Origin of the sequence: Sorangium sp. So ce1335 (assembly GCF_051521615.1) — a bacterium.
GTDB lineage: Bacteria > Myxococcota_A > Polyangia > Polyangiales > Polyangiaceae > Sorangium.
Window position 1 is genome coordinate 54,494 of record NZ_CP150363.1, and the last position, 15,945, is coordinate 70,438.

Consider the following 15,945-nt stretch of genomic DNA (forward strand, 5'->3'; position numbering starts at 1 on the left):
GCGGTCGTGCTCGTCGTCCGGCACTACGAGGCGGACCTGCCCTCGACCCGCGAGCTGAAGGACTACCGGCCCCCGCAGGTGACGCGCATCCTCGCGCGCGACGGGACGCGCCTCGGCGAGCTCTTCACCGAGCGGCGCACCGTGGTGCGCATCGGCGAGATCCCGAACCAGGTGAAGCTCGCCGCGCTCGCCGCCGAGGACGCGGGCTTCTACGAGCACGCAGGGCTGAACTACCTCGGCATGCTCCGCGCCCTCGCGGTGAACCTCCGCTCGACCCAGACAAGGCAGGGCGCGAGCACGATCACCCAGCAGGTCATCAAGAACGTCCTGCTCACGCCGGACCGGACGTACGGCCGCAAGGCGCGCGAGATCATCCTGGCCCGCAGGATCGAGCAGGAGCTCACGAAGGACGAGATCCTGGAGCTCTACCTCAACAAGATCTACTTCGGCCACGGCCGCTACGGGGTCGAGGAGGCGAGCCGCTACTACTTCGGCAAGAGCGTGCGCGACGTGACGCTCGCCGAGGCCGCGCTGCTCGTCGCCGTCGTGAAGGGGCCGTCCGTGTACTCGCCCCGCGCGAACCTCGAGCGCGCCGTGGGGCGTCGCGACTTCGTGCTCGATCAGATGCAGCGCAAGGGCTTCGCGGACGAGGTGCTGGTCGAGCAGGCGAAGCGCGAGCCGGTGGTGCTCGCGATCGAGACCGAGTCGCTCGCGGAGCTCGCGCCCGAGGTGGTCTCCGAGGCGCAGCGCGTGCTGCGCGAGGTCGTGGGGCCCGCAGCGCAGCAGGGCGGCTACACGATCACGACCACGATCGACCCGGCGATGCAGGCGGCGGCGCGCGCCGCGGTCCGCAAGAACCTCGACGCGTACGCGAAGCGGCACAAGCTGTTCGGGCCGCTCGCGCGCGCCAAGAAGGAGCCGGCGCCGTTCGAGGGGACGCCCTCCGGGCACAAGGTGTTCCGGGGCATCGTCACCGGCGCCGACGACGCGCGCGGGACGCTGTCGGTGCGGGTGGGGACGCTCGAGGGCACGGTCTCGCTCCGCGGCGCGCAGCGGTACAACCCGAACGGGCTCGCGCCGAGCAAGTTCGCCGAGATCAACAAGGTGGTGCGCGTCAGCCTGATCGGCCCGGCGCCGGAGCCGGTCGCCGCGGCGGCCGCGCCGGCAGAGGACGACGACGACGCCGCCGCCGGGGACGCGAAGCGCGCCGCGCACACGATCAGCGCGGCGAAGCCGGCGGCGCCGGTGCCGCTGCGGCTCGAGCTCGGGCCCGAGGGAGCGCTCGTCGCGATCGACGTGCGGACGCGCGAGATCGTCGCGCTCGTCGGCGGCTACGAGGCGGTGCGCGGCGGGCTCGATCGGGCGACGTTCGCGCGGCGACAGCCGGGGTCGACGTTCAAGGCGTTCGTGTACGGGTACGGGATCCACGCGCGCACGCTGACGCCGGCGACGATCCTGGAGACCAACCCGTCGGCGATCTCCGGGTACAACCCGCAGAACCACGACGAGAGCGAGGGGAAGTCGCCCGCGCGGCTGCGCGAGGCGCTGGCGCACAGCGTGAACGTGGCCGCTGTGTCGGCGCTGTCGCACCTCGGCGCCTCGAACGTGGCCGCCTTCGCGGGCGCGCTCGGCATCCGGTCGAAGCTCGGCGCGGATCTGTCGCTCGCGCTCGGCGCCTACGAGGTCACGCCGCGCGAGATGGCGGCCGCGTACGCGAGCATCGCCGCGGGCGGCGTCCACGAGCAGCCGGTCCTGATCACGAAGATCGTCGGGCCCGGGGGCGTGGAGATCCCGCTGCCGCCGCGCCCGCCGGCGCACCGCGTGATGGACGAGGCCGAGGCCTACGTGCTCACGAGCCTGCTGACGTCGGTCGTGCAGGGCGGGACCGCGAAGCAGGCGCGCTCGCTCGGGCGGCCGATCGCCGGCAAGACGGGGACGACGAACGACGCGAAGGACACGTGGTTCGTCGGCTTCTCGACCGACATCGCGTGCGCCGTGTGGACCGGCTACGATGACGCGGCGCCGCTCGGCAAGGGCGAGGCGGGCGCCACGTCGGCGCTGCCGGCGTTCGTCGATTTCATGAAGCAGGCGCACGCGAAGCGCCCGGCGGCCGACTTCCCGGTGCCGAGCGGCGTCGTGCGCGTGAAGATCGATCCGCAGACGGGGCTCCTCGCGCGCGAGGGGCAAGAGGACGCGGTCGAGGAGGTGTTCGTCGCCGGCACGGAGCCCGCCGAGGAGGCGCCGGTCTCGGAGGCGGACGCGGGCGCGGAGGCAGCGGACGCCGGCGCTCCGGAAGACCTGCAGGGCGTCGTGCCGGCGCCGGGCGAGGGGCCGCAGCCGGGAGCGGCGGCGCCGGGAGCGGCGCAGGCGCCGGCCGAGTCGGAGCACGCGCCCGAGCCAGGCCCGCTGCCGGCGGGCGACCCGGCGCCGCCGCCGTTCTGAGCGGCGCCGGGCCGACGCGCTAGCCGGCGCCCGGCGCGGGCGCCGGCGCGGGCGGGCCGCCGGGGCCTGCGGCGGTCCCGGGGAACGGGCCCGTCACGGCCAGCGTGAGGCCGTCTTCCTGCATGTTCAGGAACAGCGCCCTGCCGTCGGGCGAGAAGCACACGCCGGCGAGCTCGCTCAGGCTCCGCGCGTTGTGCGCGAAGTCGAAGACGTGGCCGTCCACGGTCAGGACCCGGACGAAGTTGCCGAGCGGGCCGTCCTCCACGAGGAAGAGCTCGCCCCAGGGGGCCACGGTGATGTTGTCGGGCATGTCCAGCGCGTCCCGGTCGGCCGCGTGCGCGAGCACCTCGAGCGTGCCGCCGTCCCCGCTGGGGACGACGTGGAAGATCTGCCCTGCGCCGGCCGGGCCGCCGGTCGTCGCGCAGAAGTACACGGCGCCCTGCGAGAGGCAGATGCCCTCGCCGCGCCGGAAGACAGCGGCCCCCCTGGCCCGGGCCTGCTTGCGGACCGTGTCGTCCCGCGGGTCGGGATCGTCGACGTCCACCCACGCGATCTCGCGCCGGTCTCCGCGGGCCCAGTCCGACGTGTCGACGCCGCGCGCCCCGACGACGCCGAGCGCCTGGAGCTTGCCCTGGAACGGGGCCGCGGGGTCCGCGGGCTTGAAGCGGTAGAAGCAGCCGTCCGCGCGATCTTCGGTCAGGTAGGCGATGCTCGTCGCGGGATCGACGACCGCCGCCTCGTGGAAGAAGCGGCCATAGCCGGTCACGCGCTGCGGCGGCGCCACCCGGGACGCCGTCGCCGGGCACACGAAGACGTAGCCGTGGCGCGCGTCGACGTTCTCCTCGCAGGTGAGCCAGCCCCAGGGGCTCAGGCCGCCCGCGCAGTTCCGGTTCGTGCCGGCGAGCACGAGGTTGCTCGAGCGGCGCTCGAACGTCGTCGCGTCGACGACGAGCCGCGTGACGCCGCCCATGCTCGCCGGGTCGTACGCCTCCGCCGGCGCGCGCTGGCCGGCCTTGTACGGGCCGATCGCCCTGTCTGCCGGACCGTTCTCGTGGTTCCTGAGCAGGACGACCGTGCCGTCGGGCCCAGGGAAGCACCCCATCCCGTCGGGCCGGCCGGGCACCCGGTAGCCGTCGTCCATGTCGGCGCCGGCGCGCTCGAGGATCCGGTACGTGAAGCCCGCGGGAAGATCGAGGACGCCCGCGGGATCGGGCACGAGGGGCCCGAACCGGCCGGCCGCCCGCGTCGGCACCCTCCGCGAGAAGACCAGGGAGAACGGCAGGGCCAGCGTCGCGACCGCAGCCCCGCCGACGCGCAGGAACGATCGCCTCGGGACGCGCTGTTGCATGAGAGATCTGTATGCCGGCGAGCGGTCAGGCGAAAGCCATCGCCCTCGTGCGCTGCGGGGCCGACGCGAGGCGGGCGTGGGAGCAGGGATGCACCCGGAGCCGCCGGCGCCGACCTGGCGAGCCGGGAGAGCGCCCGCCGGGAGCGCTCGCCGCCGGCGCTGGCTCACCCGGCCTGTTCGTCGGGAGCTCCGTCGTGAACAGCGCGGACAGCAGGGCGAACCAGGACCTTCGAGGACGCGCGGCCGACGAGCCGGCGCAGGATCTGCTTCGCGCCGATCGCCCCGCCCGCGCCAACGGCGAAGACGAGGGGCGCCGCGGCGCCGCCCGTCACCGCGACGAGCCCCGCCGCGAGCAGCACGCCGGCGCCGGTCGCCACCGCGCCGGTCGAGGCCTCCTGGGCCGCGTGCGCGAGCGCTTCCTTCTTCGTCATCTCGCCTCGCTGGAAGGCCGTGACCCCCTCGTACGCGCCGAAGGCGCCGTCGATGACGAACCCGATCCCGGCCGCCTTGCCCGCGCCCTTCAGGACCTCCCGGCCCGCGGTCTTCATCGCCTCGCGCGCCAGCGCCCTGGCCGCTGCAGCCGACGCGCCGTCGGCGAGCGCCGCCTGGCCCGCCTGCCGCGCCGCCTCGCGCGCGACGAGCGCGCCCGCCTGTTTGCCGCCCTGATCCACGATGATCTTCGCCGCCGCCGTCGTCTGCGGGCCCAGCGAGAGCCCCGGCGCGAACGCGTCGACGACCGCCGTCGTGTTCTCGACCATCGCGCGCCGCAGGCCCTCCCGCGCGCCCTCGTCGAGGAGCCCCTTGCCCGCCGCCGAGAACAGCGCCTCTGCCGCCCCGCGGACGGCGACCGCGCCGCTCCCCGCAACCGAACCAAGGATCTTGTTTCGTCGTGAGCTCATCTCGACCTCTGCATCCCGCGCGCCGCCACGTCGCATCGCGTCGAGAAGGGGTAGCGCCCCGGGGCGGAAAGACAAGCTCAGCGCCGCGCGCGCGCACGCGGCGCGCGTCGGCGAGATCCGTCCCAGCGCACCGGGCGCATGGCGCCACGATGAGCCCGTCCGCGCGGCGCCGCGACGTGCGCTGGTCCTGAGCCGACGCGCCGGATCAGGCGCTCGCCGCGGGCGCCGACGCGGCCGGTGTGAAGACGACGCGCACGCAGCCGTCCAGCTTCTTCTTGAAGAGCTTGTATCCGTGCGGCCCGTCCTCGAGGCGCATCCGGTGCGTCGCGAGGAACGACGGATCGATCTCGCCGCGCTCGATGTGCTCGAGGAGGCGCGGCATGTAGCGCTGCCCGTGCTGCTGCCCCATCCGGAAGACGAGGCCCTTGTTCATGGCCGCGCCGAGCGGGAACTTGTCGACGAAGCCGCCGTACGCGCCGACGATCGACACCGTGCCGCCCTTGCGGCACGCCGTGATCGCCTGGCGCAGCGCGATCGGCCGGTCCGTCTCGATCCGCACCGCTTGCCTGGCGCGCTCGTAGGCGTACTCGAGGCCGCTCCCGTGCGCCTCCATCCCGACGGCGTCGATGCACGCGTCCGGACCGCGGCCCCCCGTCATGTCGCGGAGCGCCTCGTGCACGTCGACCTCGTCGCAATGCAGCACCTCCGCGCGGCCGCGCTCCCGGGCCAGCCGGAGGCGCTCGGGGATCCGGTCGATGGCGATCACCCGCTCCGCGCCGAGCAGGTAGGCGCTGAGGATCGCCATCAACCCCACGCCGCCGGCGCCCCAGACCGCGATCACGTCCCCGGGGCGGATCCCGCACATGTCCGCGCCCATGTAGCCCGTCGGCAAGGCGTCGGACACGAACAGCGCGCGCTCGTCCGGGACCCCGTCGGGGACCTTGAAGGCGCCCTGATCGGCGAACGGGACGCGGACGTACTCGGCGTGGCTGCCGGCGACGCCGCCGAAGGCGTGGCTGCAGCCGAAGATGGCCGCGGTCGTGTCGCCGTAGACCTTGTCGAGCGCCGCGTGGCCAGGGTTCGAGTTGTCGCAGAGCGACCAGAGCCCGTGCTCGCAGTAGTAGCAATGCCCGCAGCCGACGATCGAGCAGACGACGACGCGATCGCCCTTCTTCAGCTTGCTCACGTCGGGGCCGACGTCGACGACCTCGCCGATGAACTCGTGGCCGAGGATGTCCCCCTTCTTCATCGTGGGCACGTACCCGTCGATCAGGTGCAGATCGGAGCCGCACACGGACGACATCCGGACGCGGACGATGGCGTCGTGCGGCGCGAGGATCCGCGGATCCGGCACCGTCTCGACGCGGACATCGTTCACCCCGTTCCAGCAGAGCGCGCGCATGGCTTCACCCTCCGAGCACGGCCGACCTGCGGCCGCTGGGCTGCCCCTCGATCGTCGGGATCTCGCCCGCCTCCATGAGCTGCTTGAAATGGCGCAGGTCGTCCCGGAGCTGCTGATCGGGCTCCTCGCCGAGGACCTTCGCGACCGCGCGGCCGAGCGCGCCGGCCGGCGCCTCGTCGTCGATCGCCACATGCACCTCGGTGCCGCGGCCGCCCGGCGCAGGGACGAACCGCACCGAGCCCGCGTTGTGGATGTCCGCCGGCTCGCGGGATCGCCACGCGATGAGCTCGTTCTCCCGGTCGTCGATGATCTCGGCCTTCCAGGACACCGACCCGCCGCCGGGAGCCCGCGCCGTCCACAGGGAGCGCCTGCCGTCGATGAGCTCCACCCGCGTGAGGTGCTCCATGAAACGCGGCAAGTTCTCGAAATTACGCCAGAATTTGTAGAGCTCGTCCGCGGGCCTTGCGATCGTCACCGAGCGCGAGACGCGCGTCGCGGCGGGCGCCAGCGCGCCGAAGAGGCGGCCGGCGCGGAGCAGCGGCGCGCGCGGCGCGGCGCGATCGCCGGGCAGGCGGGCCGGCGCAGCGCGGCCCGAGGTGCCGCGCTGGATCAGCGCGCCGCCCGCCAGCGCGATCAGCAGGCCGGGCACGCTGCGGCGCGCGAGCCCGTACGCCACGAGGGCGCTGCCGCCGATCGTGGAGAGCCAGCGCTGCGCCGGTCGTCTGGCCTCGCCGGCCGGACCCCGCTCGGCCAGCGGCGGCGCGTCGGAGATCGGTTCGAGCATCGTCATGGGACCACTCCTCCCCTCCGGACACGGGTCAGCTCGCCTGCGCGGGCCGGCGAGCTCCTCCCCGCCGGCGAGCGTTTCCCCGCCGGCGAGCGCTGCCTCACGCCGCCGCGCGGCGCGCGACCTCATGGGGCGCGGCTCGAGCAGGGCGCCCTGTGCACGCGCAGACGTCAGCCCCTGTTCGCAGCACGGCGAGGCAAGGCCCGCGCCCGCGGCGGGGCTGCAGCCCACGCCCGAGGGCGCCCGGAGCGCCGCGCCGGCGAAGCCGCACGCGCCCGCGCGCCGCGCGTCAGAACCTCACGCGCAGGCGCGAGCCGACGCCGCCGGGCCACGGCGCGAGCGAGAGCTCGGCCGACGGCAGCGCGCCGCGCGGCGCGGGCGCGCCCTGGGCGGCGGACGCGCCCTGGGCCGCGGGCGGGCTGGAGGGGCTCATCAGGAGCAGCGTGACGCCGGTGCCGATCCCGACGAGACCGACGCCGGCGAAGACGCCGAAGAGCGTCGAGGCGGTCCTGCCGGTGTCGTAGTCCCCCTGGAGCGACGGCGGGCACACGTAGCCGTCGCCGGACGGGGCGCAGCCGCCCTCGACCGCGGACACCGCGCCGGCGCGCACCGCCAGCGCCACCGCGGCCGCGACCGCGCCCGCGCCGCCGATGCCCAGCGCGACGTAGCCGCCCGTGCGCAGGCCGCTTGAAGAGGATCGCGGCGCGGGGGCGATCGGGGCGGCGGGCGCGTCGCGCGCCGGGACTGGCGGGGGCACGGTGAGCGAGACGACCCGGTGGGCGCCGGGCGTGAGCTCGACGCGCTCCGTGAGCGGCGCGGCGCCGCCGTAGAACAGCTCGACCGTGTGCGCGCCGAGATCGCGCTCGAGCTCCACGCCGAGGAGCCTCGGATCGAGGGGCTTGCCGTCCAGCGCCACGCGGACCTGCCTCCCCTCGGCGCCCTGCACCTCGAGGGTCAACGTCCCGACCTTGCTGCCGAGCGCCCTGTAGCGGGCCTCGGCGTCCTCGCTCCACCCCGCGTACTTGGCCTCGGTGGACTGGAGCGCGGCGCGCCGCAGATCCCACCAGTCGCGCCGGGCCGAGGCGTAGAGGCCCAGCGCCTCCTCGCACTCGGCGATGTTCCGCAGGGCGCCGAGCCCCTCGGGGTAGATCTCCAGCGCGCTCCGGAAGGCGATGATCGCCCGCTCGCAGTCGCCGGCGCCCCGCAGCTCACGGCCCCGCGCGAACAGCGTCTTTGCGTCCTCCTCGGCCCCGGCGGCGAGCGCGGGCGCCGGCGCCGCCGCGAGCAGGGCGGCGCCGAGGAACGTGAGGAGCTGTCGCTCAAAGGATCTCACTCTTGTCGATCTCCTTGCGGCGCCGGGGCGAAAGGGGCGGGGGCGGCGACGAGGGCGCGGCCGTCGCGCGGGGAGCTGCCCTGTCACCCCCGGGGCGCGGCGGCTCCGAGCGCGGCGGCGCGGGCGCGGCCGACAGGGCGGGCCGAGCGGGCTCCTCCGCGGGCGCCGCGGCAGGCTCCTCCGCCGCGCCGGGCTCGGGCGGTGGTTGTCGCGGCGGCGGCGGGCGCCGCGCGACCTCCTGGAGCGCGCCGCGCAGGGCGGGGGCCAGGCGCCGCGCGGGCCGATCCGCGCGCGGCGGGTCGAGCAGGCGCCACGCGAGCGCGCTCGCGCCGACGAGCGTCGCAAGGCAGGCCAGCGCAACCGCGGCCATCGCCGTCGGGCGCCGGCGCGCCGGCGGGGCCTGCGCGGCGGGCGGCTCGGGCGGCGGCGCGGAGAGCGCGGCGCGGTAGGCCTGGACCATCTCGCGGATCGTGGAGAACCGCTGCGCCGGCTCCTTCGCGAGCGCGCGCGCGAACCAGCCGTCGAGCCCCTGGGGGAGCGACCGGCGGACCTTCGTGACGGGCTCGAATTCGCGCGTGCTCACCGCCACGATGAGCTCGGCGATCGTGTTGCCCTGGAAGGGCGGCCAGTCCGTCAGCACCTCGTAGGCGAGCACGCCGAGCGCCCAGATGTCGGCCCGCGCGTCGACCGAGAGCGGCGTGGCGAGCTGCTCCGGGCTCATGTAGTTCGGCGACCCCAGCATGACGTCGGCGTCCGTCTCGCGGGGCCGGTCGAGGCCGAGGTTGCCGTGCAGCGCCTTGGCGATGCCGAAATCGGCGACCTTCACCGTGAGCGCCGCGCCGGGCTCGTCGAGCAGCATCACGTTCGACGGCTTGAGATCGCGGTGGACGATGCCCATGTCGTGCGCGACCGTGAGCGCGTCCGCGATCTGGTCGAGCACGTCGGCGAAGCGCTGCGGATCGAACGGGCCCTTCTCGTTCAGCTCGGCGAACAGCGTCCGGCCCCGGATGTACTCCATCACCAGGTAGGGCACATCGTCGTGAATCCCGGCGTCGTGCACGGCGACGATGTGCCGCGTGCGCGCGCCGAGGCGGGCCGAGATCTGCGCCTCGAAGCGGAACCGCTCCAGGACGGTGCGGCAACGCTCCGCGTCGCCGGTGAGCGCGAGGCTGAGGAACTTGATGGCGAGCTCGGTCTTGAGCGTGACGTGGACGGCGAGCCAGACCTCCGCCATGCCCCCGCGCCCGAGCGGCCGGACGAGCCGGTACTTGCCGTCGACGACCTCGTCGGCCTCGTGCTGCCAGATGTCCGACGCGTCCGCGCTGGCCGGGCCTTCTGCTGCCGCGCTCGGGGTGACCCGGACGGTCGTCGGCATGCGGGAAGAGGCGGCGCTCACACGCCGAAGGATAGCCGGAACACGCGCCCGGATACGCCAGGAATGCGCGCCGGCCGCTTCACTCCGCGGCGTCGGCCAAAAGCTCCGCCGGCGCCGCGGCGGTGGGCGCAGCATCCCGGTCGACCGTGGAGAACGCGTCACACGATCCCCGAGGTTGGGAGACACGCCGGGGAGGGCGGGGCGTCAGGACGGCTGGGGGATCGCGTCCGGAAGGTGCCAGCGCGGCGATGTCATCGTGGCCTGACGCGCTCGACCAGCGCGGACGGGACCGCGAGCGCGAGCCGGGCGGCCGCGCGGGCGGCGTCGAGGAGCGCGGCGATCCCCGAGGTCGAGCGCCATCCGCCGCTGATCGAGGTCCAGTGTTTCATGGGCTCGAAGATGTTGCCGTCGGTGTGCGGCGCCGCGCGGTCGAGGAAGGTCGACCTCGTCACGTACGCGGCGATCACCGGCTCGGTGAGGCCCGGGAACAGGGCGAGCGCCGCGCTGGTGAAGCGCCCGGCGGCGCCGACGTGGACCTCGCGCCTCGGCCGCTCGGCGAGCGAGACCATCGCCTCCACGACCTGCTCGGGGCGGAGCACCGGGGAGATCGGCTGGACGGCCCGGCCCGTGTAATTGCCGGCGTGCTGGTAGATCGGGGTGTCGACCGCCGACGGGAGGAGCGTGCAAACGTGGATGTCCGGGGTGCCGGACAGCTCCTGTCGGAGGCAGGAGGCGAGGCCGAGGACGCCGAACTTGGCGCTCACGTAGGCGCTCATCGTCGGCCCGCCGAACTTGCCGAGGGCGGAGACGTTGTTGATGAGCACCCCGGCGCCCTGCCTGCGGAAATACGGGAGCGCCGCGCGCGCGCCGTGCACGTAGCCGAGGAGGTTCGTCTCGATGACCTGGCGGTAGGTCTCGTAGGGCGCCTCGTCCGCGCGCGCGTAGAGGAACACGGCGGCGTTGTTCACCCAGACGTCGATCCTGCCGAACGCCTCGCACGCGGCGCGGGCGAGGTCCCTGACGGCGCGCTCGTCCCGCACGTCCGTGGGCACGACGAGCGCCCGCGCGCCGACGCTCGCGCACTCGGCGGCGACCTCCTCGAGGGCCGACGCGTTCCGCGCGGCGACGACCACCCGCGCGCCGCGGCGCGCGAACGCGATCGCCGCTCCCCTGCCGATACCCGACGACGCCCCGGTGATGACGACCACCGCGTCGCGAACGCACTTCCTCATGACTGGCCCCCTCCCGCGCGGTCTGTCCCGCACAGGGAGGGGAGCAAGCCGCGGGCCACGCTGGCCCGAGGCGCGTCCAGGGAATCCGGGGCCGGCGCGCCGCTCCACACGCCGCGCGGGTGACGCTCGCCGCGCCGGATCTCTCATCCAATCAGCTCAAGCCAGTCCTCGTCTTGCGAGCGCGCAAGCGCGCAGAGCGCAGCCAGCGCTCTCCTGGTGCTCGGTGCGCATTCCAAGCGCGGCGATCACCCTCACTTGCATTCTCTGGAAGCCGGGCAATTCCTTCCCCACGGCCTCGGGCCAGTACACCGGCACCTTCGCGTGACCCCCCGGGGAAGAGAGCAGCGCCCGCAATCTCATCTGCCCCATCACCAGCTTCTTCTGGAAATGCCTGTGCTCGAGCAACGCCCTCTCCGCGTGCGCCTCGATCGTCCTCGGCGATACCACCCGATTCTGACCCAGCGCCTCGCGTAGCTGCGCCGTCATCCCCTCCACCACGCCCGTCGCCCCCTGCACCCACGGCATCTTGAAGACCTCGTGGATCGCCTCCACGGCTTCCTTCAGCTTCTTGTCCGCCATCGTGAGCGGGCTCGCCGCGGCCACCAGCGCCTTCAACGTCTCCAGCTCATCGAACGGGAACTCCAGCTCCCCGGCGACCAGCACGAGCGGCGGTACGAACGCCCCGTCCTCGCCCACGGCATCCGTCATCGCCTGCTCCAGGTCCTCCACCCGCATCGCCTGCCCGCGCGCGAGGATCGCCAGCACGTCCCGGCGATCCTTCGCCGACGGCCGCTTGCCCGGCGGCATGTCGTCGTCGAGCTCCTCGTCGTCGGGCCGCGGCTTCACGTTCGCGAGGATCCCCTTCCACGCCGGGTGCTTCCGGATTCGCGGCATCGCCGCAGGGCTGAACCAGAGCAGATCGACGATCTCGCGCCCGCTGCGTCTCGGCGCGACGACGGGCGCGGCCGCTGCAGGGATCGGCTCCACCGGCGGCGACGGGGGGCTGCTCGGAACGACGATCGAGCCCCCCATGGCCTCGACCGCGGACTGACCGATGGAAGGCCTCCCACCCGCCTCCAGACGGCTCCACGGGCCCGTTGTCGCAGGCCGGGCGACGGCCTCCGCCGCCGGCGGCAGCACCACGAGCGGCGGGGGCGGCGGCGTCACGGCGAGCGGCGCAGACGGCGGCGCCGGATCCACCGTGCGCGGCGGATGACCGCCCGGCCCGAACGGCAATGCCGCGTCCCGTGGCCTCGACATCGCCGGCGCGGGCGCTTGCCGCGGCTCGCCCCCGCCCTGGAACGGCATCACCGGCGTCACCGCCGCGCTGACCTGATCCCCGAGCTGGAGCGTTCCCTCCGCGTCCTCTTCCACGCCGCGCTTCTCCGCCTCGTCCCGTGTCTCTGGCGGGAGCGGCTTCACCTCGTCGACGGAAGCCCGGCCACCGGCGTCACCCTCGATCGTCACCGCGATCCGCCCCGCCTCATTCGGGTGCCTGAGCCCGATCCTTCCCCGCCAGACCACCGCGCATAGCCCACGATCGGTGTCGATCCACAGGGTGTCCGCGACGAGCGCCACCTCCTCGTGCTCCCCCGTGGCCCGGTGCACGACCGCCCTCGGCCGAACGCCCGGCAGGTTCGTCACCAGGCGGGCGTGCTCGGGGTTCAGGTTCTCGAGGACGATGTGCTCGTTGGGTCGGATCTGCTCCACCTGCTGGTCCAGGGGCGCCGCCTGGAAGTACACAGGGTCGAGCCCCTCCGGCAGCGGCCGCGCTTCCCATCCAGGCTGCGGGAACTTCCCGGCCAGATGCCCGAGCCACGATGTTCGCGCTGGCCAGCTTCGCCCGATCGGAGCGAAGCACACCGGAGCGAAGGTATCCGACGGCCTTACCACGTGGGTCCCGGGCGGCTGGAGGTTCGGGACCGCGACCCTGCCATAGATGTCCGGGGGAGCATCGAACCGCACGCCGACCGGGTTGCTGGTGTCGGGTCCGCCGGCGGCGCGCTCCCAGCAGAGCGGCATCTTCGTGAAGCCCTGTCCCTCGAGGAGCTGGCCGTCTCGCGCCCGGAAGACGCGGTCGCACCACACCTCGATGGATTTATCGATGTCCCCGACCACCACCCGCACCATCGCCGATCGCACCGGACGCTTGCCCGGAGCGTACGCATGCCCGACGAGCATCACGTCGGCGCGCGGCTTGTACGGCGCCCTGTCGCTCGGCGCGACGACGCTGCGCGACGCATCGTCGTCCCAGTGCCTGTCCTCCTCGTTCGGCGCCAGCTGCTCCGCCGCGAGACACGATGTTCCAGGCACGAGCGCGAACGTCGCCTTCACAACGACGGTCTGCGCAGCTCTCCCGTCCTGCGACTGCCAGACGAACCCCGACGCCGGCAACGGGCACAGCGACACCACATCCATCGGACGCGAGCGTACGAGGAACGAAGTGCAACGTTAAGACTTGAAAATCTACACCACGTTCGCCGCGCGCGTCCCCGCATGGCAGGAATGCGACGGATGCGGCATCGTGCGGCGATCTACCGACGTGGAAGCTTCGCTGCTCCGTGCGCCTGAGGTGCAATTTTGCAGGATCAGCGATAGAGTGCGCTCGCGTCGCAATCGTCGGGATCATCGACGGCGCGGCGCCAGCACGCATACCCTGGCATCGCCGCGCGTGGAGAGGCCACTGTGCTCCGGACGAGCACATACGGCGATCGCGCGCGGCCCACCTGGACGGCAGGTCCTGGACAGGAAACCAGATCTCGTGAGACGCTCCTCGGCGCACTCACAGCCACATGATTCGACTTGCCTGGTTCCGCAGGAGCGTTGGAGGCTCGTGAGCAGACGGACTGGACCGGAGCGCAGGAGGGCGCGAGGATGACGTACGTGAAGACCCATGATGAGGACCCCTCGCAGGCGACCGCTGGTGTGTCGGTCAAGGACCTCGGCAAGGCGGCCGGCGCCGCCGCGAGCCGCCTTGGCGGCAAGAACCTCGAGATCGAGGTCGCCTCGGGCGACGCGCTCGACGTGCGTAATTTCTCCGTGCAGCAGCGGCTCTCGTCCCTGTTCGAGGTCAACCTCGTCGCGGTCTCGGACAACCCGAGCATCGACTTCGACGCCGTCGTGGGCCAACCGGCGCGCTTCACGCTGCGCGCGGGCGCGCACGACAGGTCCTGGTCGGGCCTGTGCAACCACCTCGAGCAGGTGCGGGTCGAGCCGGGCGGGCTCTCGACGTATCAGCTCACCCTCGTGCCGACGATGTGGCTCCTCACCCAGCGGAAGAACTACCGCATGTTCCAGCACATCTCCGAGCCGGACATCGCGCTCAAGGTGCTCAAGGAGTGGGGCATCGCGCCCGAGGTGCGGATCGACGGCGGCGCCTACAAGAAACGAAAATACCGCGTCCAATACGCGGAGTCGGACTTCGCCTTCGTGAGCCGGATGCTCGAGGACGCTGGCATCACGTACGCGTTCGAGCAGATCGGGGAAGAGACGAGGCTCGTCCTGTCGGACGCGCCGCACACGAACGCGAAGCGCGGGGCTCCGCTGATGTTCCTCGACGACACGAGCCTTGTGCGCAGCCACGGCATCTCGTTCGTGACCGACGTCCGGATGGGCAAGCGCGTGCGGCCGGGGAAATACACGCTGCGGGATCACGACTATCGCCGGCCGCCGGGCTACAAGCTGATGGGCAGCGCCTCGGGCGGGCGGGGGATCGAGGAGAAGCTCGAGCGCTACCAGTACACGCCGGGCGCGTTCCTCTTCGGCACGGATCAGGGGGACGCGACGCCGAGCGCCGACGACAAGGGAAAGGCGCGCACCGACGAGAAGGAGGGGGCGAGCCTGGCGCAGCGGCGGCTCGACGCGAAGCGCGGCAGCGCGAAGGTCTGCACCTTCGAGACGAACGCGCATGACCTGGCGCCAGGGAGCGTGGTGAGCATCGCGGGGCACCCGCACGAGGCGCTCGCCGAGAGCCGGACGCTGCTCGTCGTCGAGTCGTCGATGAGCGGGAGCCATCACGGCGAGTGGTCGCATCGCTGCAAGGCGCGGGGGACGGACGTCCCCTTCCGGCCGGAGCTCGTGACGCCGAAGCCCAGGGTGAACGGGGTCGAGAGCGCGACCGTGGTGGGGCCGCCCGGGGAGGAGATCCACACGGACGAGTTCGGGCGGGTCCGGGTGCATTTCCACTGGGATCGCGAGAGCCAGATGGACGACAACAGCTCGTGCTGGATCCACGTGAGCCAGTCGTGGGGAGGCGCCGGGTACGGCGGGGTGACCTTGCCGCGGGTCGGGCAGGAGGTGCTGGTGGACTTCCTGAGTGGGGACCCGGACCGGCCGGTCATCGTGGGACGGGTGTACACGAACCTGCAGAAGGTGCCGTACAAGCTGCCGGACAACAAGACGCAGAGCGGGTGGAGGAGCAACTCCACGGGCGGGACAGGCGGTTACAACGAGATCATGTTCGAGGACGCGGCGGGGAAGGAGCTCGTCAACGTCCAGGCGCAGAGAGATCTCAACAAGCTCGTCAAGAACAACGAGACGGAGACGACGGGCGTCGATCGGACGATCACGGTCGGGCACGACGAGGCGATCACCGTGGGCAACGACCAGACGATCGCGGTCGGTCACAACCAGACGACCACGGTCGGCAACGACCGGGCCGCGGCGATCGGCGTCGTGGACTCGACGCTCGTGGGCAAGAGGCACACGGTCACGATCAAGCAACCCGCCGAGCCGCCGCCGGAGATCCCGCCCACCGGGACGCTGATGATCGATCAGCTCATCACGCAGACGACGGGGCGGTCCACGCTCACGATGAAGGGGCCGGACGTGAGCCTGACCGCCGAGGGGAGCGTGTCGATCAGCGCCGGCGAGAACATCAGCATGAGCGCGGGCGCGAACATCAAGATCAGCGCGGGCTCGACGATCCAGACGTCGGCGGGCGTGACGATCACGAACGCGGCGGGGGTGACGATCACGACCACGGCGGGCGCCGTCGTCGAGGTCAAGGCGGGCCAGCGCGCGAGCGTGGAGGCCGCGGCGGTGGAGGTCAACGGGGATCATGTCCTGATCGCGGCGTCGGGGGTGGTGGACATCGACGGCGAGTACATCGACCTCAACTGATCAGAC

10 protein-coding genes are annotated in these 15,945 nt (G+C 73.0%); 2 read left to right on the forward strand and 8 right to left on the reverse strand.

Features of this window, described 5'->3' with window-relative positions:
* Window positions 1–6: 6 nt before the first annotated feature.
* The gene (locus tag WMF24_RS00200; protein WP_437734305.1) at window positions 7–2,442 is read left to right on the forward strand and encodes a penicillin-binding protein 1A; all 2,436 of its coding nucleotides are present in this window, start codon (window positions 7–9) and stop codon (window positions 2,440–2,442) included.
* A 19-nt stretch (window positions 2,443–2,461) separates the two neighbouring features.
* On the opposite strand, the gene WMF24_RS00205 is transcribed toward WMF24_RS00200, so the two are convergent.
* The 8 genes from WMF24_RS00205 to WMF24_RS00240 form a co-directional block, all read right to left on the reverse strand.
* Entirely contained in the window at window positions 2,462–3,790 is a 1,329-nt protein-coding gene (locus WMF24_RS00205) for an alkaline phosphatase PhoX (protein WP_437734306.1), read from the reverse strand.
* Window positions 3,791–3,954: 164 nt separating this feature from the next.
* Window positions 3,955–4,689: a hypothetical protein gene (locus WMF24_RS00210; RefSeq protein WP_437734307.1), complete on the reverse strand. Its 735-nt coding sequence runs from the start codon at window positions 4,687–4,689 to the stop codon at window positions 3,955–3,957.
* A 205-nt stretch (window positions 4,690–4,894) separates the two neighbouring features.
* Window positions 4,895–6,091: a zinc-dependent alcohol dehydrogenase gene (locus WMF24_RS00215; RefSeq protein WP_437734308.1), complete on the reverse strand. Its 1,197-nt coding sequence runs from the start codon at window positions 6,089–6,091 to the stop codon at window positions 4,895–4,897.
* Between the two features lie 4 nt (window positions 6,092–6,095).
* The gene (locus tag WMF24_RS00220; RefSeq protein ID WP_437734309.1) at window positions 6,096–6,881 is read right to left on the reverse strand and encodes an SRPBCC family protein; all 786 of its coding nucleotides are present in this window, start codon (window positions 6,879–6,881) and stop codon (window positions 6,096–6,098) included.
* Window positions 6,882–7,167: 286 nt separating this feature from the next.
* Window positions 7,168–8,211 carry a tetratricopeptide repeat protein gene (locus WMF24_RS00225; protein WP_437734310.1) on the reverse strand — a complete coding sequence of 348 codons (1,044 nt, stop codon included), beginning with the start codon at window positions 8,209–8,211 and terminating at the stop codon, window positions 7,168–7,170.
* Window positions 8,198–9,607 carry a serine/threonine-protein kinase gene (locus tag WMF24_RS00230; RefSeq protein WP_437734311.1) on the reverse strand — a complete coding sequence of 470 codons (1,410 nt, stop codon included), beginning with the start codon at window positions 9,605–9,607 and terminating at the stop codon, window positions 8,198–8,200. Before WMF24_RS00230 ends, WMF24_RS00225 begins: the two co-directional genes overlap by 14 nt.
* Before the next feature lie 230 nt (window positions 9,608–9,837).
* A complete protein-coding gene (locus WMF24_RS00235; RefSeq protein WP_437734312.1) occupies window positions 9,838–10,818 on the reverse strand; it encodes an SDR family oxidoreductase in 981 nt (326 codons plus the stop codon).
* A 156-nt stretch (window positions 10,819–10,974) separates the two neighbouring features.
* Window positions 10,975–13,236, reverse strand: coding sequence for a DUF2169 family type VI secretion system accessory protein (locus tag WMF24_RS00240; protein ID WP_437734313.1), 2,262 nt, complete (start codon window positions 13,234–13,236; stop codon window positions 10,975–10,977).
* 456 nt (window positions 13,237–13,692) lie between these two features.
* Between WMF24_RS00240 and WMF24_RS00245 the strand changes: the two genes are divergently transcribed.
* Window positions 13,693–15,939 carry a type VI secretion system Vgr family protein gene (locus WMF24_RS00245; RefSeq protein ID WP_437734314.1) on the forward strand — a complete coding sequence of 749 codons (2,247 nt, stop codon included), beginning with the start codon at window positions 13,693–13,695 and terminating at the stop codon, window positions 15,937–15,939.
* Window positions 15,940–15,945: the final 6 nt, after the last annotated feature.